This is a genomic window from Bacillus cereus group sp. Bc031 (genome assembly GCF_027716265.1).
Lineage (GTDB): Bacteria > Bacillota > Bacilli > Bacillales > Bacillaceae_G > Bacillus_A > Bacillus_A paranthracis.
Genome location: NZ_JAQFUL010000042.1, coordinates 15,635 through 42,175 on the forward strand (window position 1 = coordinate 15,635; position 26,541 = coordinate 42,175).

Below are 26,541 nucleotides of genomic sequence, written 5' to 3' on the forward strand. Positions count from 1 at the left end.
TTTCAACTGTCTCATCAAGTGCTTACTCTTTTTTCTCTGTGTCCGACAAATTTTTATCACTTGATGAATTGCCATATTTCTTTTTATATTCATCTAATTGTTGCTCATATGTTTTTAATTTTTGATCACGCTCTTCTCCTGATAAATCCGGATTATTTTTCAATGATTCAATTTGTTTAACAAGGCCGTACATAATAAGCTGAGGATCATCAAGTGTTTTAGCTAAATCTAATGATTTATCAAAATTACCTTTTCCGTTATACATCCAATACAGCAAATACTTTTCATCACTTTTCAAACTAATGTTTTTCATAATCGATTTCTTTTGATCTTCACCTAATTTTTCAGCTGTAATGTATGCAAATGCTAACTCATATTTAGATGCAATCGGTAATGATTCAAATTCCTCTTCACTTAACTGCGTAATGACTTTGTCATAATCAGTTGCTATGAAACCCGCATTTGCTTCTAATAATTTATTTTGATAAGGAAGTTTTATAAAAGTGAAATATATTAAAGGAGCAGCTAAAATAACTGTCGCCGCTATGAAGGAAAAAGCTAAGTATTTAAACGATTTATAGCTTTTTTTAGGTACTAACTGCATATTTTTTTCTGTTTTTGTTTGTTCCTTCTCAAAGCTGTCATCAAGAAACTGCAGTAATGCATCTAGGCTTTCCATTTGAGCAACGGTCTGTTCAAATGTTGTTTCTTTTGCATCTTTTAGTAACCCAGCATACAAATCATCAAAGTTATGTTTTTGGGAGAATAAAGCAATAATTAAACACTTATATTGTGTTAAAAATTGCTCTTCTAATAACGGGGTTGGTGGAACAATATCTCGAATTCCTCTATGTATAATACTTGGTATTAAATTCGCATTAAAAACTATATTGTCTGGATGTAAAAAGAACGTGATTCGCTTATTTAAATATTTACGAAACTGCGCAACATTCCGAAGTAGTCTTAATTTCTCATTTCTTCCAAAACGGCTAAGATCGTCCCACTTATATAATTTTTTATCCACTTGAAATACAAACGTAAACATATCATCCGTTTCTTCTATCGTTAATGGCACGAATTCAGATGATACGCCCGTAATTATATCGAATTGACGGAAGTCTTTTATACGTGTTTGAGATTTGGTCATCTCCAATTTCCAATTTTCTTTTTCTATTTGAAATTGATAGTTCATTGCATCAATTTGAATTATTTTTTCCGTCATGTTTATCCTCTTCTCCTTTTCTTTATACCCGTAATAACTTATTTTCAAATAACTAAAAGTAAGAAATATTCTTTATAAAATTTGTAAAATATCGCCATCTGTTATTTGGTGATCAATTAAACGATCGTTATCTGTTAAAACAATTGACTTATTTTTCACTTTCATTACAAAATGTGAACCTTCATGATTATCAATCTTTAGCGTATCTAATAAGTTTTTCAATAAATATTTAATGGATTGATGATTCGGAATACGCAAATCATATGTATTTCCATTCCATTTATTAAAATCTACTGTCACATTTATATGTGTTTGTATTGCCATCGCTTTACCTCCAACTTTTACGAAGAACCGTATAAATACCGATACAAATAAGCATAATGCCGCCGCCAAATAATAATATTACTGTTATACTAATTGGCTCTTCATTCATTGTTTCATTACTTGCTACTTCATCTACACTTTTTCTCACAATGTATTCACTGCTAAACAAACTATTTTTCGTATCTTTAACACTATTATTCTCTTTTTGTTTTATAAAAAGAGAATCTCTTAAAGATTCCATCTCTTTTTGTTCTTTCTTTTTCTTTTTTTGAATTTCTTCTTCTATATCTTTATTAAATAATTCAATTGATGCTTTATCTAATTCCGTTTCCTTATGTTCCTTTTTATTTTTTTCTTGGTCTTTATCTTCAAAGCGATCTACTTTAAACTGAATCTTTCCATCATCACCAAGATAACTGTCGGCCGCGCTCCTTATCGGTAGCGCGACAAACAGTAAAAGGAAACAAATAAATGATAACTTAACCACTATGCTCCATTGTTTGATCATTTACTTCTTTTTCCTCCCATTTCTTGTGCCATACAAATAGATTACTAGCTAATCCTATAATGGCAATTACAAACAATACGATAAAAATAACTTTTCCAGTATCTTTACCGCTAATAAAATCATTTAAAAAACCTTCTATATATTGAAGTGGTGAAAATTGACGCATTTTACCTACAGAAGACATTTGATCTACTTTACTTCCAACTGCTTCAGTTAAAAATAGATACATACTTAAAAATACTAATAAGATAAACATTCCTACCATTTTTATTTGTCGCAGTAAGTATGTTGAAACTAGCACAAACGCCATCATAATAAATGTGATAAACGCAATCCATAGTAAACTTTGATCCTGACCGAATTTTAAAAGACGGCCTGAAATGATTCCTATACTGATTCCTTCCACAATCGATATTCCAAATGCTACTACTGTAGTTGGTACATTCATATCAATTAAAGAGAATCTCTCTTCAAAATGATCTGATTGCGTTCGTTTCTTTTCTTGATTGGCAATTGCGTATGCTGTAAATAGCGCAACAATGAAACAAGTTAATACGATTAAGTACGGTGTAAAAGCATTACCTGCTACAATTACCCCATCATTTTGTTTCTGAACTGGACTAGCTAAAAACTCATATAGCATTTCATTTTGACGATCTCCAATACGACTATTTGCCAAAATCTTCGTAAAGTTTTTCGAGAATGCTTTGTCATCTTCCATTTTCTTCGTAAAATCATTTAATAAAGAATCTGCTTTTGAAACAATTGTCGTTCCGCTTTCTTGAATTTCTTTTGCTTGTCCATTAATTTGATCAAATGTTTTATATACATCATCTGATGTCGCTAAACTATGCTTCGAACTCTCTACTAATGACTGCGTTTGCATCGTTAAAGATTTAATACCAGAGTCTAATGATAGTACAGCTGTTTGTTCACCTGCATTATTAGTCGTTAATACTTGTTGTTCTTCAGCTAACTTTAAGCTACTCTCACGCCATTTCGCTAAACCTTTTAAATATTCACCTAAATTTTGATTCATACTAGTTGCTTGTTGCATCGTTTCATTTAATTTCTCTGCTAGTAGCATTGAATTTTGATCTGCACTAGTAATGAGCTGTTGGTAAGAGTCCATTTTTTGTTTTAAACCAATCATATCTTGTTTTACTTCACTCGTAATACTAGCTGATACAAGATTTGAAATTAAATCAATTACACTTTGCTTATTTAACATATAGTACAATGAATGATCAGTAGCAATCGCATCTAAACTTCCCTCTTCAAGCTTAGGCCCCACATCATTCGTTCTTAAATCAATACCATAATACATTTGATAAAGACTCATTAAACCTTGATAACTTTGAACGGTCTCCACTGCTTCTTTAATTAATACATTAGATGTATTATTTGTTAACTTCTCAGTCTTTTGATGTACAATATAATTATTTGTACGTTCAATAACTGTTGAGCCACCACCTTGATTTGGGTTTCCTCCGTTTCCGTTATCTGTTCCCGTTCCGCCTTCTGGGTTTCCTCCGGTGTTATTATTATTCTGTTCTGTCTTTTGAATGATAGGCTTTTTAACAGTGTTTACTAGCGGCATGATTCCATACTGCGCTTTATTAACTACACTTTCTACTTTGCTATTTTCTGTTTTTGTTCCTTCATTCTCTTTATTTGGTTCTTCTTTATTTGGTTCTTCCTTATTTGGTTCTTCTTTTCCAGTACTAGTTTCTTTCTCGTAATTACCATTCAATTTCCATTCCCACGTTATTGGAGAGAAAACATCTATATTGATATTTGGATCTATTAACTTCACATGGAGGCTAATTTTCAAATCTCCTTCATTACGTGCTGATATTGTAATTGATCCGTTTTGTTGAAATTCACTTGTACGGTCCACACCATCAATTAATAATGAATCTGTACTTCCATAGAGCTCAAAGCCACTAGGTATACTTATATTCATAGTTTGCGAAGAATCCATTCCAATTACTTTCGCTGTATCGTTGAATATAATTCCATCTTTAGATAAGCTTTCTTTTATTTCTTTAATTGAATTCCCTAAAGATATTTTATTTACAGGGTCATAATAAAAGTTATTTTCTTTATTATATTTATTCGTAAATTGGATTACGTTTTTCAGTTGTAATTTCGTTACATCCGGCAAATCACTTTGAACGATTTCTTCCATGTTCAAACTAGGCAACTTCGCAATTAAATTTTCAATTTGTTGTTTAATACGAAGATCTGGTTGTTTCATTAACGAATTTATAACTACTTCATGTTGTCCATCATTTGATATAGACTTTTGTAATCGTTTTAGGATTGTTGCTTGAATGTCACTCTCTAATTTCCCTGCAAGTTCTGTATCATATTCTGACACTTGTTTTTTTACATCTGTTAAATACTTCTGTATTGCTGAAGCATCAGCTAAAATACTAGGATCTTTCTCTGAAAGCGTAAATTGATTTGCGATAATTTTATTTGCGGATTCCAATGCGCTTAACTGCTTTAATACATCGCCTGAATTCATATCACTCATATACTGATTAAATTGATTTGTAAAGTTATTCGCTAACAGATTATTATCAGTTTGCATTTTTTGAAAGTTATTAAATCCTTCTAAATACGTATTATTAGATTTATTACCTTCATCTAAAGCTTGACCAAACCCTTTTAAAACATCTTGGAATCCTTTAAAACTATTAACAGAAATACCAGTGTAATCTTGTACCGTTTTAAATTGATTTGTATAATTTTCCAAAGGACTATGTACATCTTTTTTGTACATAGTTGTTTGAGCGGTTCCTTTTTCAATTATTTTACCTATATTATCTTGTGCACCTTGTAACTTACCGATAATACTTGCAAAATAAACATCGATGATTTGCTTATTAAAATCCTCTAAGATAGCAGAGGCTGTATTTTCTGCCTCAGCTTTCAAATCTTTATTTCCAGTTGCATTTACTTTGTAATTTAATGTTAATTTCTCTGGAAGTTCTGAATCAATCGCAACAGCTTTTCTTGAAAAATCGTTAGGTATTACAATCATCATATTGTAATTATTATTTTTCAAACCACTTTCTGCTACACCACGACTCACTACGTACCATTCTTGTTTCGTGTTTTTATTTACATTTTTTACAAATTGATCTCCAAACGCTATTTTATTCCCTTCAAATACAGTACCTTGATCTTCATTTACCAATGCAACTGTCATTTTGGGCGTGGTGTTCTCATTTGCTTTTTTAACATTTTGGTTTAACGCTAAATAGGAGATCCCTGTTGATAACACAAGAGCTAAAATAATAAACAACAAGATGCTCCACTTGAACTTTTTCACTACTTATCACTCCTGCAACTGCGAGTCTATTAAGTTAAAGACTTCGTATCTTACTCTAGTTTTAAAGTAATTTAGCCATACAACCTATAGTTGCATGGCTAAATTATATATTTCTTTTTTATCTGTCTTATTGTAGACCGAAATTACGAGAAAGATCTTCGTCATGTCTTGCAACAGCTTCTGCAGTTTTATTAAGCTGCATATTAATTTCTTGTAATAGCTGTGCGAAGTTTTGTACTTTTGGCTTTAATTGATTGAACTGTTGATCAAAGCCTTCGAAAGCACGACCTTCCCATTCTCCTCTTAATTCATTTTGTAAGTTTTGTAATTGACGTAAAATGTCCTCAATTTGATTTGCACTTTGTCCATATCGAGTCGCTTTCGATTTAAGCTCCTCTGGTGACATGCGAATTTGTCCTGCCATTATTAAATCCCCCTTAAAATTTAAAAATAGTAAAATTAACCAATAATCAATTCTACAAATTGATTATATCAATAATTTAAAAATTTCTAAACAAAAAAATGATATTTTTCCAAATTTTCTCTTTTATTATAATAACATTATATTATATAATTCCAATTTATCATTTTTGAGGCATACTCTATAAAGCGACTATAAATTTAAAGAAAACCTTTTATTTTATATATCTTTAAGAACTTATCCATTTTTAATTTCAACAATAAATTGTTTACTAAATCATGATTTTCCCATCTCCACTGACTGTTCTTTCTCACCAATCAAATTTTTAAGCAAATTGTGCTATTCCAGCTTCAAAAGCTTCCTTGTCATTATTAATCACCCCAAATAACGCTTCCTGAAGCGCAAATGTACTTTTATAAAAATATATTCTTTCCTTTACTTCTTCCAAATTGGGATAATAAGCTGAAAAGAATTGTAAAAACCCCTCTCCATAGCCAGCTAATATCCCAGCAAAATCATAAGCAGGATCTCCAATACTTGCACCACCAAAATCTATGACTCCAGAAATATCCTGTTTTGTTGCACTATATAAAATATTTGTCATACCAAAATCCCCATGAATAAGACTGGGTGTAAAATTAAAATGACTCTCTTCATTTAAATACGTTTCAAAAGATAATGAAACTTCTTTTTTTGCCTCTTCTCTCATGTATGGATAAACATAATCTTTCAATTGACTATATAAACTATTTATTTCTGAATACATATCAGCACTATCATATTGCATAATACCTTCAAATGTAGATAACGGAATTTCATGCAACTCTTTTAAAAATCCCGCCAATGTGCACGCAAGTTTCTGTAATTGTTTCTCTTCATTTATTCCCGTAAAGATATTTTTCCAAAATGGGTCTCCTTCAATCATTTCATATCCTGCAAATACTTTCCCTGGTACTTCATCTTGAAACCCTTGATAACTCGGGTTGGGAATTTGAAGCGTAATGAAGGGTCTTATTTTCTCTAGCAACTGCGTTTCTATTCGCAGTTGCTGAATACCTTTTTCATATTTCGGAAACCGAAATACTATATTATCATTTACAATTAATACATCATTATTTTGGCCTATTTCATTTATATAAGCGGATCTTATTTTTAATTCTGGATATACTCTTTGTAAATACGAAATATACTCATTTTCTTTTCTCATTCTTTCCCTCCTCCCACTCACAATATTTTTCTCACTTCAAAGTCATAATTACCTGTCTTTCAACAAAACCAAACTCTTCGTACATCTCTTTTGCAAAATTCCCAGCAAATACATTCAAACGAATTTCTGAATAATTCTTTTGTAATTCCTTAATACCAGCCTCCATTAATTTTCTTGATAACCCTTTCCCGCGGTACTCTGGAAAAACATACAATTCGTATATAAACCCTAGTTTGTCATGAGAAAAATAGTCCGTATTTTCCCCTATCAATATCCATCCCATTACATTGTTTTCTTCTTTAACGACTAAATAATACGCTCCTTTTTCTACAATCGGCCTTGTAATTTCAATCGCTTTCTCTGTATTTAACCGACAATTTCCTCTCGTACCTTCAAAAAGCGATTGAGCTGCATATTGTATTATTTCGTCCGTTTCTTTCCGGTTTGCCTTTTCTATCATTTTTCACAACTCTCCTCTTTAATAGGCATTAATATCGCTCGTTCAAGATCCTCCGCTTCCATAACAATTGCCATTAATCCATGCTCTGTACTTGTCTCATGAAATTCGCCCTTCTCCCAAAACACAGCCTGTCCCGCCTTCACCTTCACTTTTTCTTTATCTGCTCCGCATACATATCCTTCTCCGTCCACAATAAGAAGCAGTTGCGATACAACTGCTTCATGATATCCAATTATTCCATTCTCTTTTAAATGCATAGCACCGATATGTATATTCCCTTGATGGTTTACTATTTTCGACATTATGAAATTAGATTGAAATGCTGTAATTTGCTTTCCTACTTTTTCACTAAAATCAAAAATCTTCACTTCTAGTCCTCCTTATATGTATAAAACCATCCTTACTGTCTGCATCATATGTCCTTCAAAATTTTCTTCAAATTCCTCTAATTGCGCAAAACCTTTCGCTTTATAAAAACGTTTTCCTTTTTCATTCGCTGCTTCTACATGAATGTATAGTTTCCGAATTCCTTTTAATACCGTTAACCCTTTTTGTAATAAAGCACTTCCTATCCCTTTCCCTTGTTGATCTGGTAACAAATAAATCGCGCCTAATTCTGCTTCGTTTTGCAGTCTAACAGGTGAAAAATTTGCAAAGCCAATTACTTCTCCCTCTTCTTCTGCAACGAATAAATGTGTATTCTCAAGACGATATTTCATTTTTTCGTCAGAATAAGCCTCGTCTAAAAAACTGTCTTGAATCTCTCCCGGAATAATGCCTTCGTATGTATCATGCCAAGCTATTTTCGCTACTGATTGTACAGCATGAATATCTTCTTGCTTCATTTCTCTAATTACATATGTCATCTCGATGTCTCCATTCTCTTTACATTATATTCTGCTAATATACTAGAAGAAATGGCAGAACCATTTTCATAATCCACCTTAATTAATTTTAATTTTTCAACGCTTCCCATTCTTCACGAATCATTCCCATTCGAATAGAGTCATAGTACGTTCCGTTATAATAACGGCATTTTCGCATTCTACCTTCTAAGCTCATTCCTATTTTCTCCGCTACTTTCATCATACGTTCATTACCAGACCAAGTCGTGAGCCCTACTCTACCAATCTCCATCTTTTCAAATAGTAAATCCCGATATAACGTTAACGCTTCTGTACCGTAACCGCCATTCCAGTAAGCCGGATTATAAATGACAATTCCCATCTCCAACCAACGCGTCGGTTTATACTCCCAATAAAATCCGACCGTCCCTATAACTTGACCGTTATGTTCTATAATTAAATTGGATAGCGGTTCTTCTTTTAAACGAGTTTGCATCTTTTCCTTATAGGCTGAGTATTCTTGCATCGAAAACGGAAAATACGGTGCATCCCATTTTTTCCATTCTGGATTTTCTTCTTTAAACACGAGATTCCATAATGTTTTTATATCTGATTCTTCAATTGTACGAATTGTTACTCTATCCCCTTTTATGATTACGCTTTTCATAATTTCCTCCTACACTCCTCTTTATTTCATATATAATTATAATGTTTTTTCTGAAAAATCAAAACAGATATCGTTTATTATATTGTATAATTTTGTTATAAGATACCAATTATTCATGTAGAAAGCTGGTGATTCAATGAATAATCGATTTAGTATTACTTTATTTCTCACTATTGTTACGACAAATATTATTCTCTATTTCTTCTTACCATCAAATATTGTTACGAAATGGGACTTCAATGGAACGCCTACATCAACAATGGATAAAGCTACTTTTGTTATCGTAAATATAATTATATGTTCTTTCGTATTCTTTTTATTTTTAGCTTTATCTAAAGCAGCGAGTAATCAGAAATTTCTCCTTTGGATCGGCAATACTATTTTACTATTCTTATTTTTTGTCGATATTGTCATTGCCCTTATCGCTCTTGGCTTTTCACTTCCTCTTGATCATTTTATATTTTTAGGATTAGGGCTTTTATTTATATTAATAGGTTATTTCAGTTCCAAAATTGATACGACTGAATCAACTGTTTCATTGGAATGGAATGATAAGCACCTCGAAAAAAGAGCTTCAAATATTTGTAGTATTTCAATGATAATAGCAGGTATTTTACTAGCGGGGCTTCCATTTATCGTTTCTACTCCTTATAGAGGTTATGCTATACTAACAATTATTTTAGGAATGACGCTTGTCATTTTACCGAGTACGATTTATTTACTTATTAAAGATAGCAAGCAATCTACTTCTTAAAAAAAATAGGAGGTTACATCCCTCCTATTTCAGCTAAATATTTTCTTTTTCGTCTTTTCTATCTCAACTAAAATCCCTTTCTCTATCCAGCCTTCTACTCCATCTTTTTTAATTAAATCATATCCTGAGCAGCTACCATCAATGAGAGAAACAATATCCCCTTTTTTTACGCTTATTTGCGCACAAGATATATCCGTTTTCACTGTGTATTCACCTGAATCAAGTTGCTTAATATATTCATCTTTCACATAAAGTAATGTATTCGTTTCCCTTTGCCTGCATATTGTGTAATCTTGCTTCTTCTCCATAGGCTCTATGTAATAATGTGGATAGGTAACCCCGCCCTGCATTGTTGCATCGGCATGAAAATCTGCTATTACTTCATATTCTGGAAAATAGTCTACATATGTATAAGAAAACTTATCACTTGCACTTGTCCTCTGAATGATAAATGCATTTAATTGTCCTGCCTCTTTAATCGTATTTCCACCGTCAATTGCAATAATCTTTTTTTCCTTATCAATAACAGGATTGTTAGATGGTGCCTTCTCTGAATAGTTTACAACAGGCCAATGACCGACAACTACATACTTATTTGCTTTATGTGATTGATTGAAAAACTCCGGCATTGCTATCGCATTTTTTCGTTCTGTCTCTTTCCAATCTTCTCTATCTTCAAGGCCAGCATGTACAAAGATATAATCCTCCGTTTCAATCGCTGTTGGTAATTCTGTTAGCCACTTTATTTCTTTTGAGAAATGGCTCATTAATTTTGTTTTCAATTCACGGATATCACTTTCTTTATGAACGTTAATATTCAATTACGCTAGCCATTCATTAAAAATTGTATTTTTTCGCGTACACAAATAATTTATTAAAGCAGGATTTTCATTTACAAGTGCTTCAACTACAACTTCACAATTCCCTTCTATTACATACACATTTGGCTTACTAACTACTAGATCCATCACATAGTTTACGACGCCAATACTATTTCTTCCTTTCTCACAAAGATCGCCATTAATAATTAAATAATCTTCATCTTGAAAATTAACTTTATGTAGTAGTTCCTTAAAAAGGTCTAATTCTCCATGAATATCAGAAATAATGATGACTCTTACATCATTTGGTATAGATAATTTCTTTATTTTTTCCAAGTATAAACGCCCCTAACATTCTCTAAATTCAAGATTCCATTTTAAATTTCTAATATTCGACAAATCATATCGCTAGACCTATCCCTAGCTCAAAGCTGAAAAAGAAAATAGGTTCCATATATTTTTACACACGGAACCTACTTAGTATTATAACTCTTTATAAAAAGAATAACTTACCTTATTAAAGCCCTCTCTTTCATAAAAACGATGTGCATCAATTCTTGGAAATGCAGATGTAAGTACGATAGAACTGCACCCTTCTTCTTTCCCCCATTTTTCTATATATGACAGCAGAACATTACCATACCCTTTTGATCTATGAGCTTCCGCGGTTACAAGGTCATATACATAAACATGTTTCTCATTATAAAAATTCGTACAAATTGCTACACCAGCTAGACTAACAACTTCATTCTCTTCGTTACGCAGCGAAAATAGTTTATAATTTTCTTCTTTCATTTTTTGAAATAAAGAACTTGCTTCTTCTCTTGAAAGTTTTGTTCGTAATTGCTGTAATACGGGAAATACTTCATGTAAATCAGCTTCTGTTACTACTTCTTTAATATTCATTATGATTCTCCCCTTACTATTTATAAAATTTTCTAAATGTTATATCATCATTATAGAAAGTAACTGCCCTTAACTTAAGTGACAGTTCTATTCTTTTTTATAAGGCCAGTATAAAAAGGAGCGTCTACAAATGGATCTGACTATCCCATTAGTGTTACAAAATAAAACACCTATTTACTTACAAATTTACGAATATATGAAACGAGAAATCTCTCATGGATCACTACGTGCCGGTACACGTCTTCCTTCTCACAGAAATTTAGCTATGCAACTTAATGTGAGTCGTATTACAGTTGAATCCGCTTATCAACAATTACTAGCTGAAGGTTACGTAGAAAGCAAACCGAAACGCGGGATTTTTGTTGCGGAAGTAGATATTGATGTCATTCAAAAGAAACAACAAATTGCGTCAAGCAGTACTAACAATAAAGAAAAAGAACAATATGATTATGATTGTAGTCAAGGACTTATTGATCAAAAAGCTTTTCCCATAACAAACTGGAAAAGAGCGTTACACGAAACTTTATTTCAGTATGAAAATGAATTATTTGCTAAAGAAGATCCACAAGGTGAGCTCGTTCTACGAGAACATATTTCAAAGTATTTATATCATGCTCGCGGGGTACATTCTTCACCTGATCAAATTATTATTGGAGCAGGTACGCAGCCTCTTCTTTGGCTACTCCTTCAACTACTTGGTTCAAAAAAAGAATACGGAATCGAAAATCCTGGATTTCACCGTATACCTGCTATGATTCAAAGTTGTGGCCTACCTGTTCACCCGATCCCTTTAGACGATAAAGGGATTCATATTTCCGCTTTACGTGAATCCGGTTCCAATGTGGCATATGTCACTCCATCTCATCAATTTCCACTCGGAATCATTATGCCATTATCTAGAAGACTCGAGTTATTAAAATGGGCGAATGATTGTAATGGTTATATTATTGAAGATGATTACGACGGGGAATTTCGCTATATAGGAAAACCTATTCCTTCTTTACAAGGGCTAGATTCAAATGAACGTGTTATTTATATGGGAACTTTCTCGAAATCTTTTTTACCTTCTTTACGAATGGGATATATCATTTTACCACCTCATCTTTTAAAAGTCTATAAAGAACTTGGTGGTATGTTTAAACAAACTGTCTCTACAATGCAACAACTTACCTTCGCCACCTTTATTCAAAATGGGGATTGGGAACGTCATCTTAACCGAAGTCGTACGTTATATAAAAGAAAACATATTTCTTTAATTAAATCTATTAAAAGCGAAATGGGAAATAACGTGCATATACTCGGTGAACAATCCGGGCTTCATATTGTACTTCACGTTCATAACGGGATGAATGAACAAGAACTTATTCATGCAGCTGCAAAAGAACGTATTAAGTTATACCCTCTCTCCACATACGATTCTGTTTATAATGTAAGGGAGGAGTCATATGTATTGCTCGGTTTTGGCAGTATTCGAGAGGAATGTATTGAAACTGTTGTCAAATTACTGAAAAAAGCGTGGTTCCCTAAATAAAAATAGCTCCACGCAAGTTATACTTACGTGGAGCTATTTTTATGCACTATTTTTCTGATCTCATTGCCCTTCCCGGACGTTTGACACCAGTTGTTTCTGTTGAATAGGAAGCTTCAATAATAGCAGTTGGATCTACAGAGAGAACGAGATCTTTCATTTTCGGATAAATGAAACGGTTTGTAATACAATAAATGATTCTCTTATGTTCTCCTAAAAAACCACCTTCTCCATGTAGATACGTAACGGATAATTGCAATTCTTTCATAAGTAGATCGCCTATTTCTTTATTTTTACCAGAAATAATCATAACGCTCTTTCCTTGATTAATGCCATCTAATATGAAATCAATCATCTTCGTAACAATATAGAAAATTGCTAATGAGAACATCGCTTGTTCAATTGAAAACAAAATGGCAACAAAGATGAAAATAACCGCATTTACAGCAAGTAAAAATGTACTAATCGGCACTTTAAAATGTTTATTCATCCAAACAGCTAACATTTCTGATCCATCAATTGCTCCGCCCATTTTTACTACAATTCCTACACCAACACCAAATAGAACTCCTCCATAAAGAACAATTAACAATTCAGAAGTTGTAATTGCTGGAAATGGTTTCAAATAAATCAATCCGAGTGTTGTCACAACATTTGCATAGGACGTACGGATAAAGAACTTCTTTCCCATTACTTTTGCAGTAAATAATAAAATCGGGATATTAATCCCCAAGAACACTCCATAAAGCGGCAATCCTGCAACTTTATTCGCCATAATAGCAATGGCTGTTACCCCGCCATCTACTAATCCATTAGGCGCTAAAATAAGCTCTAATGAACCTGCTACAATAATTGAGCCAATTGTTAATAATACGTATTCAAATACTTTCTTCATTCATTACCCCCAAAACTTATATATTTTCTTAGTATTATTTTAACGTAATTTCTCTACTAATACAAAGATATCAGTTTATATACACAAAAGTTTCACCTTTATAGTGATTTTTATGTAATTTTTTATTGAAACACACTTACCCATTGTAGTAAGTGTGCCTCAAACATTTATTTAAGTTTCAAGTACGAATTCATTTTCATTTTAAATATTTCATCAACTGCCCTTTTATATCCACCAGCCTTTCGAAGTGACTCTCCAACTTTACGACTATTTTCCTTAAACGTTACATCATTCATCACTTTCTTTACAGACTCTCGTAACAATTCAGAAGTGAGTTCTTTACGATTTAGCCTTATTCCAGCCCCTACTTCATTTACTCGTTTCGCAACTAAAGGCTGATCTCCTGTTACCGGAATTACAACTAACGGGACACCGTAATATAGTGCTTCACTCGAACTATTCATACCACCGTGTGTCACGAATACATCAGCATGCTGTAATACTTCTAACTGTGGCACATAATTATACAACTTAAAGTTATCCGGAATGTTTTCAATTTGACTTATATTTATCTTCTTACCAACAACTAATACGACTGTCTCTTCTACATCTTTAAAAGCTTCAAAACATTTTTCATATAGCTCAGGTTGTTCATTAAAAACTGTTCCCATAGAAATGAAAATCACTTTTTCATCTTTTAAATGTTCAATAGGAAAGCTACCTACTTCTTTTCGAGTAGCAATTGATGGACCGACAAACTTATATGATTCATCAAATACATCTGAACGCGGCTGATATTCTTTTGAAGTATACACAATCGTAATATCACCAGGATGGTTCATAATATCATACATACTAGTACACTTCATTCCATACTGCTTATTCCATTTTTCCATTCCCGCTAAACAAGATTGATACAATGGATTCATTTCATCTACTTCTCTTGATTCATGTTCATCGTTAAAAGTAATGTACTGATTAAAAGCAAACGTTGTACAAGAAGAAACACTAGGTAATTGTAAAACATTGGCTATAATACGTCCTACTGGAAAATGATTATCATATATCAAATAATCGTACTTTTCCCCTTTTGTTTCTTCTACAATTTGAGTAACAATACGTTCTGATGCTTCCATCATATGAGATAGCATCGTCAAAGGACTCCCACCTTCATTTACTCGCTCCATAATATTAATTTGAGAGAGAAAATTCTCAAACTCTCGGAATTCTGCACCTGTTGCTTCAATCTTCTTTCTAAAATCTTCAATACAATACGAAACAACTGTCTCCCCTCGCCGAATTAACTCACTTACAATAGCTAAAGTCGGATTTATATGACCTTCTCCAGGGAAATTTATTACGAGTACGTTTGCCATCATATTCTCTCCTATCTAATATTATTAATAATTAATTATATTAATTAATTTAAAACTATTATAAAGGAATCTATTCTATTTCTTCACATTTTTCTCTTCATTTTATTATTGAGAAATATTTTTCATAACCTACGTTATCCCCCTATTGAAAGTGCGCTTAACTCTTCATTTACTGAAAAATATGAGATTTATATTTGGGTATTTTTACAGATTTATCATCAAAAACATTATTTTGATAATTCATACAAAAGTAGAAAAATATAATTTCCAAACTGATTTCTCACCTTAAATTTATTTAAATTCTATGTTGTCTCTATCATTATCCACTTGCAATATATTCTGTTATATAATAATTTTATCGAATTTACAGAAAAAGGAGCAATTTCATGCTACAACAACTATTCGCTTCACCTATTTTATCTATTCAAACTTTACACCCAGGTTATGAAGAACATGCAAGCGATGTGTTTCTTGTTAAAACAGCATTTGAAGAAGTTATTGTTCGTTCCTCAAAAATGACTGAAGAACCAAATAATGATTTTTGGTGGGGATGTAAAAACCTTTTTGGAATCGATCCAAGGAACGTACATCATTTAGAGCATATACACGAATTATTGAAAAAGCATACTAACTTGCCCATCCCCACTATTTTGCAAAAACATGTTTTAAATGGCCGGAAGTTTGTTAGTGTCGAAAAACTAACAGGAAATACGCTGCAATCCTTTATCGGACAATCTGATTCAATTTTATTCAGCCTTGGAAAAGGACTAGCAGAAATTCATTCGTTTCAAGCAAAGTTTATAGGAAACCCACCAGGTACTTTCCAAATTCCACTAGAAGAATGTAAGTCTCACATATTAAAAGTCAGTAAAGAACTTGTAAATAGATTTTATTCCAATAATGCGAGCATCCGTAACGCATTTCCTACTTTTGAACAACAACTTTCTTCCTTACCGGTACCAAAGGAAGCTACGCTCGTTTTAATTGATATGGACCCTACTCAGTTTTTATCAGATGGTACAACTATTACAGGTTTAGTAGATACAGAAGCTTACGCAGTTGCTCCCCGAGAATTTGATTTTATCGGCTTAGAATATGTATTTACAGAAAAGGAAGCTCATGCTTTTAAACAAGGTTATGAAACCATCATGCCTATTCCTAATCTTGTAGCATGTAGACGTCCTTATCGATATTTGTACCGTTTATTATCTGTTCAGGGCAGTGTGGAGTTAGGAAAGTGGCTAAATCATCCATCCTATTTTTAAATACGAAGGTGAGGGGTTATGAAATGGAAATTCAGAAAAAGTGTTCTTTAACAGAATGTGAAATACAACAAATGAAAGATTTAGCTCATATTTGCGGGCAACACGATCAAATTGATTACTCGTCAGATTTACATGTAAACTTTTTAACTGCTCGTAATAAAGAAGAGATAAATGACTTTTTACTCTATGACGATACTCAATTAGTCGGTGCATTAAGTATGTATGACTTTGAAAGACCTACCAAACTTGAGTTATTAGGCTTTGTTCATCCGAACTATAGGAAACAATATATAGGTACTACTCTTTTACAAACCGCAATGAAAGAAATACGATTAAGAGAGGCAGACGAAGCTCTTCTTATTATGAATGGGGAGTCTGCTTCTGGGAAAGCATTTGCAATACATATGAAGCTGCCTTATTTATATAGTGAATATAGTATGGAGTTCAAAGCAAATGGAGCGCAAAAAAGAACGAAGAATGCTATACAACTTACTCTTGCATCTTCAAAATCACTGCTTGATCTGATTGAAATTTCTAGTAAAGCGTTTGGAGATTCAGTAGAAAACACCACTACATGGTTACAAAAGATGATGGATTCATCTTCCCATCAAGTTTACAGTGCTCTTATCGATGAAAAAGTGATAGGAACAATTACAGTTTCTAAAGAAGACCAATCTACTACACTATCAGGATTCGCCGTTCATCCTTCCTATCAAGGTAAAGGATACGGAAAAGATATTCTTATGTCCATGGTACATACCCTTATTACAAAAGGAGCTTCAACAATTGAATTAGACGTCGAAACGAAAAATAACCATGCTTTAAAATTGTATACACAATGTGGTTTTGAAATGAAAACGAAGTATGATTATTATAATGTAATGAATTTCGAGGTGAATGCATGTGTCTAAAAAACTAATTTATTCTGATTATGATATTTTCGCATCCATTTATAATAAACATTGGGGGCATTATGCTGAACACTCCTATCTACTTTTGGAAAAACTCATTTTACAATATGCACCACCACATTCTCATATTTTAGATCTTTGCTGCGGGACTGGTCACCTTACTAAGAAATTAATTGAGAATCATTTTGTAGTAACTGGTATAGATGGTTCTGCTCAAATGATTGAATACGCACGTCAAAACGCTCCAGATGCAGCCTTTATCGTCGATGATGCTCGCTATTTCAATATGTTATCTCTACTGGCGATAGCTTAAACCATATTTTAAAATTAGATGAATTAAAAAGTGTTTTTCGTAATGTTTATTCTATATTACATAGTGAAGGTACATTCGTATTTGATATGAATATGGAAAAAGGTTTTCTTGAAAACTGGAGCGCTTCCTTTCACATTTCAGAAACGGAATATATTTGTACAATCGATTCTACATATGATAATGACAATAAAAAAGCAGTCATGAACTTTATACTATTTCAACATGACATAGATAATAATTGGACAAGAAGTGACTTTTCTTTTGAAGAAGCTTGTTATTCCAATGAAGAAATAATTTCTTTGCTAGAATCCGTAGGTTTTAAGGACATTCAATCACACGGTACAAATAGAACATTTTTCATTTGTCAAAAATAAAAAAACTGAATCATAACGATTCAGTTTTTTCTTAGTATATTTACAATAGCAGTCGTTTCATTATTTTCTTTATATACACGTGGAATTCTTCTGTCTAACATACATGTAACTTCATAGTTAATTGTACCTAACATATCCGCTATTTCTTCTACTGCAATGTTTTCTTCGCCTTGTTTACCGTAGAATACTACTTCGTCTCCCACTTGTACTGGCATTGCTTTTGAAACGTCTAACATGAGCTGATCCATACAAACACGACCAATAACAGGTACTCGAACTCCATTTATTAATGCATGCCCTTTATTAGATAACTGACGGTTATAGCCATCAGCATAACCAATCGGTATAGTGGCAATCCATTCTTCACCAGTCGTTACATACGTATTCCCATAACTTACACCGCGATTTTTCTTTGCATGCTTAATATGAGCTACTTTTGATTTTAACGACAACGCAGGCTGCAGAGAAACAACTGAATGATCTACCTCTTTTGAAGGATACATTCCATAAATTCCAATACCTACTCGAACCATATTTTGAAATGTATTGCTAAGTTCCATTGAACCCGCACTATTTGAACTATGAATATATGGAATATGAATTCCTAATTCTTTTGCTGTATTGACAGCTTTCTCAAATAAACTTGTTTGCATATTCGTATATGATTTATCGATTTCATCTGCCGTAGAGTAATGTGTAAACATTCCTACTACCTCTACATACTCCATACGTTTTAATTCCTCTAAAAATGGTTTAACCTCTTCTTCCTGTAAACCAATGCGACTCATTCCTGTATCAATTTTCACCTGAATTTGCGCCTTCTTTTGTAGACGGTTTGCGATTTCATTTATACCTTGTAAATCTTCACTTCTATAAACAGTCATCATAACGTCATATTGAATTGCTTCTTCCGCAGATGCTACTGACGTATAGCCTAAAATTAAAATCGGCACGTTAATTCCTGCTTCTCTTAACTCTATCGCTTCATCTACAAACGCAACTGCAAGCTGATTTATTCCTGCTTCAATAGCAGCTTTTGCAACTTCAACTGCCCCATGACCATACCCATTCGCTTTTACAGCAGCCATCATTGCAATATTTTCATCATTCACTCTTTTTTTAAATTCTTTTACATTATGTTTTACTGCATTTAAGTCAACTTCAACAATTGTATCTCTTCCATATTTCAAACTCATTGGTCTAACTCCTAACTCAATAATTGCATTCCATTCTATTTCACGTTTCATATGACCTTTTACAATATAATACTTTTCAATATGCTAGTCAAACTACTAGAATTTTCGGAATTTTGAGTACGATATAATACCCTCAAGAAACTATTATATACGTAGAAGAGGAGAATTACAATGTTTGTACAATCTGCATTACACCAACTACAAGTTGCTGTTGATACTTCTATTCAAATGCTTAACCGATATAAAGAAGACGAATTAAAAATACAACCCATTCACTCAAAGCGATCATTATTTGAAATGTGTGCACATCTTTCTCTTATTTGCCATGCTGATTTACTCATTTTAAATGGTATTACAGAAAAAGAGCTACATACTTTCTATAAAGAACAAACACCCGAAACAATTATGCAAATACAACAAACGATGATACAGGGCTACGATTTACTTTCTAAAACTTTTTTATCTTATCCCAATGAACAATTAGCAGAAATTAAGACTGCTTATTGGGGTATTTCTTATTCACGCTTTGAATGGTTGCTGGAAATTGTTACACACTTTTATCATCATCGTGGACAAGTTCATATTTTACTATGTGAGCATATAAAAGATCCTAACATACCTTTATTTCAATAAAGGTATGTTAGACGATATGAAACTTCTCTAAGGCAAATAAAATACCACCTTCACTCGCCTTCTTTGTAACGAAATCAGCTCTTGTTTTTAACTCTTCTCCGCCATTCCCCATCGCAATACCTAATCCTACATACTCTAACATCTCAATATCATTGCTACCGTCACCAAAAGCAATGGCTTCTGATTTGCAAATGTTTAGGTGCTCTAATACCTTTTGAATTGCAGTTACCTTCGATACTTTATTATCTTCCAACACATTCATAACATAACCGTGAAAACGTTCAAACGTAAGTGCTGGATATCTTTCAAGAAATTTTTGAGCTTCTATTTCATCTGCATACAGACATAAACAATAGATTTCTTCTGACAAATCTCTGCTTTTTTCTGGATACTCCTCTAAATTCAACGTCTCGCTAAGCGCTTGCATTACACGCTCATTATCCGAGGCTATTCCGTTCATTGCAAAATCCTCGGTAAAATAAGAAATACCGTGACCATGTAATTCTGCAAACTCTGAGATATCATGTACAATTTCACTTGAAAGTACTGATTTATGTATAACTGATTCCCCACACTTGATATGTGCACCATTTGCAGAAATAATTGTATGTATGCCCAGCTCTTTAAATTGCGAACATAAGCTATATGGTCTCCCTGTAGTAACAACTACGTGAATCCCTTTTTCTATTAATCTTTGTATTGCTTCTTTTGTGCTCTCATGCATACTTCTATCAATTTCGCTTAAAAGCGTACCGTCAACATCAAAAAATACTACTTTGTACATAGATCTTTACATCCCGTCCAAATGATTCGTATCATTAATGAAATGTACTGTTTTTTGTTCGCCATCCATTTCAATTAAGCTTATTCCCGTATCTCCCATTTTAAAATAATATTCCATTGAAATGGGCATTTTGAAAAACGCACGTAATAGACTATTTATTACACCACCATGTGCAACAATTGCAATTCGGTCATATGTATTCTCTGTCACGATTTTAGAAAAGATGCCTTCTATTCTCATTCTAAATTCAATAAATGATTCCCCGTTTTCAAAACGATCATGAAGGAACTTTGGCTCTGGGTATTTCTTTGCTTCTTCAAAGGAAAGACCTGCTTGCACTCCATTATTAAACTCCATTAATTCCTCTTCTAATTGAATTGGGCATCCAATTCCTTCTGCTAACATTTCACCTGTTTCGCGAGCCCGTTTTAATGTACTTGCCCAAATGAAATCTGGCGGGAAATCTGCTTTCACTTTCTGTACAAGTCTTTGCACCTGCTCTCTTCCCTTTTCTGTTAATTCAAAGTCAGCTCGTCCTTCATGTACGTTTAAAATATCAGCTTCTGATTCTCCGTGGCGTATTAGTAGTATTTGCATGTTTCTTCACTCCCCTTTTTAATATCCGAAAAATTCCATTATATCATACTCTGAATTTTCTATAATAAAAAAGAGAAATGGCATCCCATTTCTCTTTTTCACTCTTATTGTTTTTTTTCTGTATTATTTAAAGGCAGTTTCTTCGCTTGTTTTTCTTTAAAGATTTCACCAATTGCCCCGAGAGTACCAAGTGTTTCAATTGCATTAGATGGAATAAAGACTTTATTTGCTGGCCCTTTCGCAACTTCAGCTAATGATTCAAATGATTTGTAAGCAAGTATACGTTCATCTAAATTCGCCTCGCGAAGTAATTCAATTCGATTTTGTTCTGCTTTTGCAATTTCCTCAATCGCTCTTGCTTCCCCTTGCGCTTCTAATTCTTTTGCTTCTTTAATACCTTCTGCTTCTCGAATACGTGCTTCTTTATCCCCTTCAGCCATTAAGATTTTACTTTGCTTTTCTCCTTCAGCACGAAGGACTTTATCTTGTTTTGCAGCTTCAGCTTCTAATATGATCGCACGTTTATTACGCTCTGCTTTCATTTGTTTTTCGATTTTATGCGAACGTAAATAGTTAGTGAAATGATATAAATATTGTTATATCAACAATGATGTTGTATTTCCCTAACATTATTAGGGAAATATAACATCAAATTCTCGGCAAACATCTTTCAATGGTCACCCTAATTTGTCTATTCTTGAATTTTAAATTTAACCTGTATTAAATTCTAACAATTGTTCACAATTAATAAAGATGTTTCTTCATACAAACACCTCTGAAATATTTATATTTACACTTGTAGACTACTAAGCAAACCCTCTTGGTTACCCCCTCTTAAAACACTTATTTTCAACTCACTTTTAAATACAAATACACATATCATATATTGGACTCGGCATCCTGCATTTCGTTGAGATGCTCCGCATATACTGTGTACCGTGGAGGTCCTGCATTAACACTGGGACATTTTTTACTGGTAACGCATATACTGTTACTGGGTTGGTAGTCCTTTATGACTAGGAGGGACTTTTTATGTCTCTTAATGAAGAGGACAATTTTCTAGAAGAAGACGAGGATGAAGGAATTGAATTAAAAACAATCCCCATTGCAGAGTATGTAAAACTGCGACGCGAACAACGAAAACAAGAACAACAAGTATTTGAAGACAAACTAAAAGTCCTCAAAGAAAAAACAGCTAGATTAAAAAAAGAACTAGGATACTAATATTAAAATGCCTCCGAATAATTTAATTCGAAGGCATTTTTTCTTTTTATAAATCAATATTTTTTTCCATTGCCATAACATCAACAAATTCTTCGTCTAACTTACCTTGATTTTCAAAAACACCTACTTCACGATAACCCATAGAACGATATAAACTTTGACCTAATGCATTAAAAGGAAATGTAAACAAAACAATTTTATAAAATGTATTTTGTACAGCAACCTCTTCAATCTTTTGTAATAGCCGTTTTCCTATCCCTTTTCCTCGTTGCTCTCGGTCAATGTAAATAGATAAATCAGCAACACCGTTATACGCACAACGGTGAGAATAGGGGTTTAAAGACACCCACCCTACAATTTCTCCTTTCATTTCCGCCACTAATACGGCATATCGTTCTCCACGATTTACAAACCACTCTTCCATATCATGAATAGTCTTCTCATTTTCTTCTAATGTAGCAATTCGATCTTTTATTCCTTGGTTATAAATGCGTGTGATTGCTTCAATATCAGTACTTTGACACTTCCTTATCTCCATATTCATACCCCTTTTTCAAATTTATAAGAAAATTATAAAGGAAAATAGTTGCATTTTGCAAATATTATTGTATAGTATAAATATAGCAAAGGAGGAATTCGTAATGAATGATGCAAGAGAACTATTTCAAGTATTCGCAAGACGTTTTGGTTTTTTAAATAAAAACTGTTGTAGTATTGGCGGGGTAGAGATTTCACTTGTTCAAAGCCACATCTTATATGAAATTAGCAAACGTGATCAACCCTCTATGCAAACCGTATCAGAAACTCTAGGCATGGATATTACAACATTTAGCAGACAAATCCAAACACTTGTGAAAGAGAAATTTGTTACAAAAACGCCTTCTTCACAAGACCGAAGAATTCATACTTTATCCCTAACCACAGAAGGAACATTTGCTGTTGCTACAATCAATGAACAAATGAATCAATATTTAAATGAAGTGTTCTCAAAAATGAGTCCATTTGAAAAAGATATGATATTAAATTCTATTCAGTTGTTAAACAACGCAATGCAAGATACTGATGTTTGCTGTAAGCCACTTGCTTGAGCAAAGTATTTTGCTCTTTATTTTAAACTAATACTTGCAAAATGCAACTATTTTAAAAGGGGGAATTAACATGTGGGAAACCATTCTTCGCGATTTCTTTTCTATCGCACTTGAACTAACTCTCTTATTTGTTGGTATTTCATTCTTTATTCAAGTCATTCAAAGCTTTTTGCCATACGACAAGCTAGACGTATTGCTCTCTAAATCAAACTTTCTATACAGTTCTTTCATTGCTATCGTATTTGCTTTTATTACACCATTTTGTTCTTGTTCAACGATTCCAATTGTTGTGAACTTATTAAACAAAAAAATTCGATTTGGAACAGTTATGGTATTTCTGTTTTCTTCACCAGTCCTTGATCCAACGATATTAACACTTATGACTGCAACGCTAGGTGTAAAAGTGACGCTTACATATACGGTCATTACATCCCTATTATCCATTATCATTGGCTACACACTTGAAAAATTAGGATTCGAAAAAGAAGTCAAACAGGTAATTATGAGTGGATATGAAGAAAAAACGCAATCATTTAGCTTAAAAAATGCTTTTGTTGAAGTGTTTCAATTAATGAAGACAGTATATCCTTACCTAATCTTTGGTGCACTAATTGGAGCTGTTATTCACGGAGCTGTACCTACTGAATGGATTACAAACTATTTAGGAGGTGATAATTGGTGGCTTGTTCCGATTGCTGCTATTATTGGTATCCCATTATATATTCGTCTTTCTACGATGATTCCAATCTCGCAAATCATGATTGCAAAAGGAATGGCATTAGGTCCAGTTATGGCATTAATGATTAGTTCTGCGGGTGCAAGTTTACCAGAGATAACATTGCTAAACAGTATTTTCAAAAAGAAATTAATCGTAGCATTTATTCTTTCAGTAATGAGTATGGCAACACTTTCAGGATTTTTATTTTATTTCATATAAAACAGAGGAGGAATTACCATGAGTATCTTTAAAAAACTATTTCAGAGCAAAGAAAAAGATTGTTGCAGTATTAAAATTGAGGAAGTAAAAGAAGAAAAGAATGATTCAACTTCTAACAACACTGATAATAAATCAGAGTGCTGTAAATAAAATAATAAATATATAGTAAGAAAAACATCTGCCTATGCGTCAGATGTTTTTCTATTGCGTAATATCATTTCTTATATCATTAGTCAATCATGTTTTAATTTACTTTTTTCTACACGGAAAAGAAAGGAATCCTGCTGTTTTGCACAACCACTTACAAAGAAATCCACTTGACCTTGTTCATTTTCCTTCTTAATTATTTCTGTGCAAACATCTTTTTCTATACCTTTATCGTTTCCAGCATACGCATCGTTTGAATTGTCGTGAGTATATTTCAAGACTTTCCCATCAAATTTCAAATCTTGAAATATGGGGTCTCCTTCATGTGTATAGCTTGTCACTCGTATCTTATCTTCTTTTTTGTTAGAGATATTCATTAAGAACTGTTCAAATTTTGCTAAATTGGCAACTTTGCTTTGTTGATACACAATGTCACCTCTTTTTATCGCTTCCTTGGAACTATAGCCTTTATTATTTGAACAACCGAAGGTAGTAATAACAATCAAAAATAGAATCACAGCGAAGAACAATTTTTTCATTTTCTCCTCCAAACTGATTATTTAGATTCATCCCCTTAACCTTTTGATATAATATATTCCAACATGCATTCTTCATTGTTTTAATTCTAAAATATAATTACATTTCCCTTTAACCGTTTTAAATAATGTTTTAATAACATTACCTTATTAAAAAGATACGAACTGGATTACAGACAATTACTTTTATTAATTTATCAGCAAAAAATAAAGACCAAATCGCATAATGATTTGGTCTTTATTTATATATGATTACTTTTGCTTCATAACAAAAGAACTATTTAATATTTAACAGCAGCTTTCTCCACCGCGGAAGACTAATCCTGACTCTTCACCTTTTCCTTCGAAATCAACAGTCAGTTTATCTACTGTATCTACAATCTTTTGATCTATTGCAATCTCTACCCCATTAATTGTTTGTACAATATCGTCTTCTTGTGCTGTAGCTAACGACATTCCCCAGCTCGGCCCGCAACATCCTGCACCTTCAAATGAAAAACGTAATGTGGATACACCGTGTTCTTTCATAACCTCTTCAATATATGCCTTTGCTCCATCTGTAATAATCATAGTATTCTCTCCTCTTCTTTTTTATTTTTACACTGTTAAGTGTTTCAAATTTTCATAGCCAACAATATCTTGTGCTTTCCAAGGAATCACCACATATTGTCCATTTGCTCTTTCTTCAACCTCACGCATCCATTCTATTTCGGATATCGCTCTACCATGTAAAATAGGGTCTTTTGTGTTTGTTGCATATAAACTTTGATTAATCACCCACCAAGTTGGTGTAATACTCGCACGTTTTAAATCTTCTTGTAAACGACTTGCTTCGAACACAGGTGTAGCTTCTGCTAACGTAACAATTACAACACCTGTTTCTTTCGGATTACGAAGACGTGGTAGTAATTGTTGTACTGAAACGGGCACTTCACCAGTAGAACGTTCAATTTCTTTATGATAAGAATGTGCCGCATCTAAAAGTAATAACGTATGTCCTGTTGGTGCTGTGTCGATAACAACAATTTCGTTATTTGCCTTTTCTACGATATTGGCAAACGCACGGAAGATTGCAATTTCTTCCGTACAAGGTGAACGTAAATCTTCTTCCAAATATGCTAATCCTTCTTCATCTAGCAACTCGCTTGATTGATTTAGAATTTCTTCTCGGTAATTTTCTACTTATGATGATAGGTAAGGCTTTGATGTAATCTCCACCTTTTCCCCCACCTCACACCGTACGTGCTAGTTTCCTAGCA

At 33.0% G+C, this 26,541-nt stretch carries 28 protein-coding genes and 5 pseudogenes; 10 read left to right on the forward strand and 23 right to left on the reverse strand.

The genetic code is table 11. The features are described from left to right. Positions 1 to 22 precede the first annotated feature (22 nt). From essB to PDQ33_RS16740, 11 genes and pseudogenes are all read right to left on the reverse strand, one after another. Complete coding sequence (gene essB / locus PDQ33_RS16690; RefSeq protein ID WP_000136621.1) at positions 23 to 1,222, reverse strand: type VII secretion protein EssB; 1,200 nt, start codon at positions 1,220 to 1,222, stop codon at positions 23 to 25. Between the two features lie 72 nt (positions 1,223 to 1,294). Further along, the gene (locus PDQ33_RS16695; protein ID WP_001007567.1) at positions 1,295 to 1,546 is read right to left on the reverse strand and encodes an EsaB/YukD family protein; all 252 of its coding nucleotides are present in this window, start codon (positions 1,544 to 1,546) and stop codon (positions 1,295 to 1,297) included. A 4-nt stretch (positions 1,547 to 1,550) separates the two neighbouring features. After that, complete coding sequence (gene essA / locus PDQ33_RS16700) at positions 1,551 to 2,054, reverse strand: type VII secretion protein EssA (protein WP_270394252.1); 504 nt, start codon at positions 2,052 to 2,054, stop codon at positions 1,551 to 1,553. Further along, positions 2,026 to 5,397 (reverse strand): type VII secretion protein EsaA, encoded by a 3,372-nt coding sequence (gene esaA / locus PDQ33_RS16705; RefSeq protein ID WP_270756300.1) that lies wholly within the window; start codon positions 5,395 to 5,397, stop codon positions 2,026 to 2,028. The genes essA and esaA overlap by 29 nt, the downstream gene beginning before the upstream one ends. A 127-nt stretch (positions 5,398 to 5,524) precedes the next feature. Then, on the reverse strand, positions 5,525 to 5,821 hold the full coding sequence (locus PDQ33_RS16710) for a WXG100 family type VII secretion target (protein ID WP_000918605.1): 297 nt from the start codon (positions 5,819 to 5,821) through the stop codon (positions 5,525 to 5,527). Between the two features lie 322 nt (positions 5,822 to 6,143). Continuing rightward, positions 6,144 to 7,025, reverse strand: coding sequence for a phosphotransferase family protein (locus PDQ33_RS16715; RefSeq protein ID WP_001990263.1), 882 nt, complete (start codon positions 7,023 to 7,025; stop codon positions 6,144 to 6,146). A gap of 31 nt (positions 7,026 to 7,056) precedes the next feature. Further along, positions 7,057 to 7,485: a GNAT family N-acetyltransferase gene (locus PDQ33_RS16720; RefSeq protein ID WP_000570295.1), complete on the reverse strand. Its 429-nt coding sequence runs from the start codon at positions 7,483 to 7,485 to the stop codon at positions 7,057 to 7,059. After that, a complete protein-coding gene (locus PDQ33_RS16725) occupies positions 7,482 to 7,853 on the reverse strand; it encodes a hypothetical protein (RefSeq protein WP_000688088.1) in 372 nt (123 codons plus the stop codon). The genes PDQ33_RS16720 and PDQ33_RS16725 overlap by 4 nt, the downstream gene beginning before the upstream one ends. Positions 7,854 to 7,865: 12 nt before the next feature. Continuing rightward, positions 7,866 to 8,351, reverse strand: a complete 486-nt coding sequence (locus tag PDQ33_RS16730; protein WP_270394254.1) for a GNAT family N-acetyltransferase — start codon at positions 8,349 to 8,351, stop codon at positions 7,866 to 7,868. Next, a pseudogene (locus PDQ33_RS16735) lies at positions 8,348 to 8,461 on the reverse strand (2'-5' RNA ligase family protein); the annotation flags it as partial. The gene PDQ33_RS16730 and the pseudogene PDQ33_RS16735, both read right to left, overlap by 4 nt. After that, a complete protein-coding gene (locus PDQ33_RS16740; RefSeq protein ID WP_061130910.1) occupies positions 8,440 to 8,997 on the reverse strand; it encodes a GNAT family N-acetyltransferase in 558 nt (185 codons plus the stop codon). The pseudogene PDQ33_RS16735 and the gene PDQ33_RS16740, both read right to left, overlap by 22 nt. 136 nt (positions 8,998 to 9,133) lie before the next feature. Here PDQ33_RS16740 and PDQ33_RS16745 point away from each other — a divergent pair, with 136 nt between their 5' ends. Beyond that, entirely contained in the window at positions 9,134 to 9,751 is a 618-nt protein-coding gene (locus PDQ33_RS16745; RefSeq protein ID WP_001065185.1) for a DUF1648 domain-containing protein, read from the forward strand. A gap of 29 nt (positions 9,752 to 9,780) precedes the next feature. Here PDQ33_RS16745 and PDQ33_RS16750 read toward each other — a convergent pair. Both PDQ33_RS16750 and PDQ33_RS16760 read right to left on the reverse strand, forming a co-directional pair. After that, positions 9,781 to 10,908 (reverse strand): annotated as a pseudogene (locus tag PDQ33_RS16750) (metallophosphoesterase). A gap of 147 nt (positions 10,909 to 11,055) precedes the next feature. Further along, complete coding sequence (locus PDQ33_RS16760; RefSeq protein ID WP_061130911.1) at positions 11,056 to 11,478, reverse strand: GNAT family N-acetyltransferase; 423 nt, start codon at positions 11,476 to 11,478, stop codon at positions 11,056 to 11,058. A gap of 130 nt (positions 11,479 to 11,608) precedes the next feature. Here PDQ33_RS16760 and pdxR point away from each other — a divergent pair, with 130 nt between their 5' ends. Then, positions 11,609 to 13,009, forward strand: a complete 1,401-nt coding sequence (pdxR, locus tag PDQ33_RS16765; RefSeq protein WP_270756297.1) for a MocR-like pyridoxine biosynthesis transcription factor PdxR — start codon at positions 11,609 to 11,611, stop codon at positions 13,007 to 13,009. A 46-nt stretch (positions 13,010 to 13,055) separates the two neighbouring features. Here pdxR and PDQ33_RS16770 read toward each other — a convergent pair whose 3' ends face one another. Together PDQ33_RS16770 and PDQ33_RS16775 are read right to left on the reverse strand one after the other, a co-directional pair. After that, positions 13,056 to 13,901 (reverse strand): YitT family protein, encoded by an 846-nt coding sequence (locus tag PDQ33_RS16770; protein ID WP_000755132.1) that lies wholly within the window; start codon positions 13,899 to 13,901, stop codon positions 13,056 to 13,058. 167 nt (positions 13,902 to 14,068) lie between these two features. Beyond that, positions 14,069 to 15,277: a macrolide family glycosyltransferase gene (locus PDQ33_RS16775; RefSeq protein ID WP_061130913.1), complete on the reverse strand. Its 1,209-nt coding sequence runs from the start codon at positions 15,275 to 15,277 to the stop codon at positions 14,069 to 14,071. Positions 15,278 to 15,663: 386 nt separating this feature from the next. On the opposite strand from PDQ33_RS16775, the gene PDQ33_RS16780 reads away from it, so the two are divergent. From PDQ33_RS16780 to PDQ33_RS16790, 3 genes and pseudogenes are all read left to right on the forward strand, one after another. Continuing rightward, the gene (locus tag PDQ33_RS16780; protein WP_270756295.1) at positions 15,664 to 16,542 is read left to right on the forward strand and encodes a nitrate reductase; all 879 of its coding nucleotides are present in this window, start codon (positions 15,664 to 15,666) and stop codon (positions 16,540 to 16,542) included. Between the two features lie 23 nt (positions 16,543 to 16,565). After that, positions 16,566 to 17,453 carry a GNAT family N-acetyltransferase gene (locus tag PDQ33_RS16785; RefSeq protein ID WP_061130915.1) on the forward strand — a complete coding sequence of 296 codons (888 nt, stop codon included), beginning with the start codon at positions 16,566 to 16,568 and terminating at the stop codon, positions 17,451 to 17,453. Continuing rightward, a pseudogene (locus tag PDQ33_RS16790) lies at positions 17,446 to 18,140 on the forward strand (class I SAM-dependent DNA methyltransferase). The gene PDQ33_RS16785 and the pseudogene PDQ33_RS16790 overlap by 8 nt, the downstream one beginning before the upstream one ends. 20 nt (positions 18,141 to 18,160) lie before the next feature. On the opposite strand, the gene alr reads toward PDQ33_RS16790, so the two are convergent. Further along, a complete protein-coding gene (gene alr, locus PDQ33_RS16795; protein WP_000054188.1) occupies positions 18,161 to 19,336 on the reverse strand; it encodes an alanine racemase in 1,176 nt (391 codons plus the stop codon). A gap of 171 nt (positions 19,337 to 19,507) precedes the next feature. Here alr and PDQ33_RS16800 point away from each other — a divergent pair, with 171 nt between their 5' ends. Continuing rightward, positions 19,508 to 19,969, forward strand: a complete 462-nt coding sequence (locus PDQ33_RS16800; protein WP_000498028.1) for a DinB family protein — start codon at positions 19,508 to 19,510, stop codon at positions 19,967 to 19,969. A gap of 7 nt (positions 19,970 to 19,976) precedes the next feature. Here the strand turns inward: PDQ33_RS16800 and PDQ33_RS16805 are convergent, their stop codons facing one another. From PDQ33_RS16805 to PDQ33_RS16815, 3 genes and pseudogenes are all read right to left on the reverse strand, one after another. Next, on the reverse strand, positions 19,977 to 20,753 hold the full coding sequence (locus PDQ33_RS16805) for a Cof-type HAD-IIB family hydrolase (RefSeq protein WP_000278956.1): 777 nt from the start codon (positions 20,751 to 20,753) through the stop codon (positions 19,977 to 19,979). A gap of 6 nt (positions 20,754 to 20,759) precedes the next feature. Continuing rightward, positions 20,760 to 21,350 (reverse strand): histidine phosphatase family protein, encoded by a 591-nt coding sequence (locus PDQ33_RS16810; RefSeq protein WP_061130916.1) that lies wholly within the window; start codon positions 21,348 to 21,350, stop codon positions 20,760 to 20,762. Between the two features lie 104 nt (positions 21,351 to 21,454). Further along, positions 21,455 to 21,904, reverse strand: a pseudogene (locus PDQ33_RS16815) (SPFH domain-containing protein); the annotation flags it as partial. A 478-nt stretch (positions 21,905 to 22,382) separates the two neighbouring features. On the opposite strand from PDQ33_RS16815, the gene PDQ33_RS16820 reads away from it, so the two are divergent. Next, on the forward strand, positions 22,383 to 22,574 hold the full coding sequence (locus PDQ33_RS16820) for a hypothetical protein (protein WP_073515859.1): 192 nt from the start codon (positions 22,383 to 22,385) through the stop codon (positions 22,572 to 22,574). 46 nt (positions 22,575 to 22,620) lie between these two features. On the opposite strand, the gene PDQ33_RS16825 is transcribed toward PDQ33_RS16820, so the two are convergent. Next, positions 22,621 to 23,112: an arsinothricin resistance N-acetyltransferase ArsN1 family A gene (locus PDQ33_RS16825; RefSeq protein ID WP_270756293.1), complete on the reverse strand. Its 492-nt coding sequence runs from the start codon at positions 23,110 to 23,112 to the stop codon at positions 22,621 to 22,623. A 103-nt stretch (positions 23,113 to 23,215) separates the two neighbouring features. Between PDQ33_RS16825 and PDQ33_RS16830 the strand changes: the two genes are divergently transcribed. The 3 genes from PDQ33_RS16830 (at position 23,216) to PDQ33_RS16840 (ending at position 24,749) form a co-directional block, all read left to right on the forward strand. Further along, positions 23,216 to 23,662, forward strand: a complete 447-nt coding sequence (locus PDQ33_RS16830) for a MarR family winged helix-turn-helix transcriptional regulator (protein ID WP_086719989.1) — start codon at positions 23,216 to 23,218, stop codon at positions 23,660 to 23,662. A 70-nt stretch (positions 23,663 to 23,732) separates the two neighbouring features. Then, on the forward strand, positions 23,733 to 24,599 hold the full coding sequence (locus PDQ33_RS16835; RefSeq protein WP_163258034.1) for a permease: 867 nt from the start codon (positions 23,733 to 23,735) through the stop codon (positions 24,597 to 24,599). 18 nt (positions 24,600 to 24,617) lie between these two features. After that, positions 24,618 to 24,749, forward strand: coding sequence for a hypothetical protein (locus PDQ33_RS16840; protein ID WP_088883293.1), 132 nt, complete (start codon positions 24,618 to 24,620; stop codon positions 24,747 to 24,749). An 83-nt stretch (positions 24,750 to 24,832) separates the two neighbouring features. Here the strand turns inward: PDQ33_RS16840 and PDQ33_RS16845 are convergent, their stop codons facing one another. The 3 genes and pseudogenes from PDQ33_RS16845 to PDQ33_RS16855 all read right to left on the reverse strand — a co-directional run. After that, positions 24,833 to 25,285 (reverse strand): DUF4362 domain-containing protein, encoded by a 453-nt coding sequence (locus PDQ33_RS16845; RefSeq protein ID WP_061157601.1) that lies wholly within the window; start codon positions 25,283 to 25,285, stop codon positions 24,833 to 24,835. A 285-nt stretch (positions 25,286 to 25,570) separates the two neighbouring features. Beyond that, positions 25,571 to 25,852: a HesB/IscA family protein gene (locus tag PDQ33_RS16850; protein ID WP_061157634.1), complete on the reverse strand. Its 282-nt coding sequence runs from the start codon at positions 25,850 to 25,852 to the stop codon at positions 25,571 to 25,573. A gap of 27 nt (positions 25,853 to 25,879) precedes the next feature. Next, positions 25,880 to 26,464: pseudogene (locus tag PDQ33_RS16855) on the reverse strand (ArsA-related P-loop ATPase); the annotation flags it as partial. Positions 26,465 to 26,541 lie beyond the last annotated feature (77 nt).

Excerpts from the sequence above, each read along its gene's own strand:
- essB (WP_000136621.1), bottom strand. The coding sequence starts at position 1,222 with ATGACGGAAAAAATAATTCAAATTGATGCAATGAACTATCAATTTCAA.
- PDQ33_RS16695 (WP_001007567.1), bottom strand. The coding sequence starts at position 1,546 with ATGGCAATACAAACACATATAAATGTGACAGTAGATTTTAATAAATGG.
- essA (WP_270394252.1), bottom strand. The coding sequence starts at position 2,054 with ATGATCAAACAATGGAGCATAGTGGTTAAGTTATCATTTATTTGTTTC.
- PDQ33_RS16710 (WP_000918605.1), bottom strand. The coding sequence starts at position 5,821 with ATGGCAGGACAAATTCGCATGTCACCAGAGGAGCTTAAATCGAAAGCG.
- PDQ33_RS16715 (WP_001990263.1), bottom strand. The coding sequence starts at position 7,025 with ATGAGAAAAGAAAATGAGTATATTTCGTATTTACAAAGAGTATATCCA.
- PDQ33_RS16720 (WP_000570295.1), bottom strand. The coding sequence starts at position 7,485 with ATGATAGAAAAGGCAAACCGGAAAGAAACGGACGAAATAATACAATAT.
- PDQ33_RS16730 (WP_270394254.1), bottom strand. The coding sequence starts at position 8,351 with ATGACATATGTAATTAGAGAAATGAAGCAAGAAGATATTCATGCTGTA.
- PDQ33_RS16740 (WP_061130910.1), bottom strand. The coding sequence starts at position 8,997 with ATGAAAAGCGTAATCATAAAAGGGGATAGAGTAACAATTCGTACAATT.
- PDQ33_RS16745 (WP_001065185.1), top strand. The coding sequence starts at position 9,134 with ATGAATAATCGATTTAGTATTACTTTATTTCTCACTATTGTTACGACA.
- PDQ33_RS16760 (WP_061130911.1), bottom strand. The coding sequence starts at position 11,478 with ATGAATATTAAAGAAGTAGTAACAGAAGCTGATTTACATGAAGTATTT.
- pdxR (WP_270756297.1), top strand. The coding sequence starts at position 11,609 with ATGGATCTGACTATCCCATTAGTGTTACAAAATAAAACACCTATTTAC.
- PDQ33_RS16770 (WP_000755132.1), bottom strand. The coding sequence starts at position 13,901 with ATGAAGAAAGTATTTGAATACGTATTATTAACAATTGGCTCAATTATT.
- PDQ33_RS16775 (WP_061130913.1), bottom strand. The coding sequence starts at position 15,277 with ATGGCAAACGTACTCGTAATAAATTTCCCTGGAGAAGGTCATATAAAT.
- PDQ33_RS16780 (WP_270756295.1), top strand. The coding sequence starts at position 15,664 with ATGCTACAACAACTATTCGCTTCACCTATTTTATCTATTCAAACTTTA.
- PDQ33_RS16785 (WP_061130915.1), top strand. The coding sequence starts at position 16,566 with ATGGAAATTCAGAAAAAGTGTTCTTTAACAGAATGTGAAATACAACAA.
- alr (WP_000054188.1), bottom strand. The coding sequence starts at position 19,336 with ATGAGTTTGAAATATGGAAGAGATACAATTGTTGAAGTTGACTTAAAT.
- PDQ33_RS16800 (WP_000498028.1), top strand. The coding sequence starts at position 19,508 with ATGTTTGTACAATCTGCATTACACCAACTACAAGTTGCTGTTGATACT.
- PDQ33_RS16805 (WP_000278956.1), bottom strand. The coding sequence starts at position 20,753 with ATGTACAAAGTAGTATTTTTTGATGTTGACGGTACGCTTTTAAGCGAA.
- PDQ33_RS16810 (WP_061130916.1), bottom strand. The coding sequence starts at position 21,350 with ATGCAAATACTACTAATACGCCACGGAGAATCAGAAGCTGATATTTTA.
- PDQ33_RS16820 (WP_073515859.1), top strand. The coding sequence starts at position 22,383 with ATGTCTCTTAATGAAGAGGACAATTTTCTAGAAGAAGACGAGGATGAA.
- PDQ33_RS16825 (WP_270756293.1), bottom strand. The coding sequence starts at position 23,112 with ATGGAGATAAGGAAGTGTCAAAGTACTGATATTGAAGCAATCACACGC.
- PDQ33_RS16830 (WP_086719989.1), top strand. The coding sequence starts at position 23,216 with ATGAATGATGCAAGAGAACTATTTCAAGTATTCGCAAGACGTTTTGGT.
- PDQ33_RS16835 (WP_163258034.1), top strand. The coding sequence starts at position 23,733 with ATGTGGGAAACCATTCTTCGCGATTTCTTTTCTATCGCACTTGAACTA.
- PDQ33_RS16840 (WP_088883293.1), top strand. The coding sequence starts at position 24,618 with ATGAGTATCTTTAAAAAACTATTTCAGAGCAAAGAAAAAGATTGTTGC.
- PDQ33_RS16845 (WP_061157601.1), bottom strand. The coding sequence starts at position 25,285 with ATGAAAAAATTGTTCTTCGCTGTGATTCTATTTTTGATTGTTATTACT.
- PDQ33_RS16850 (WP_061157634.1), bottom strand. The coding sequence starts at position 25,852 with ATGATTATTACAGATGGAGCAAAGGCATATATTGAAGAGGTTATGAAA.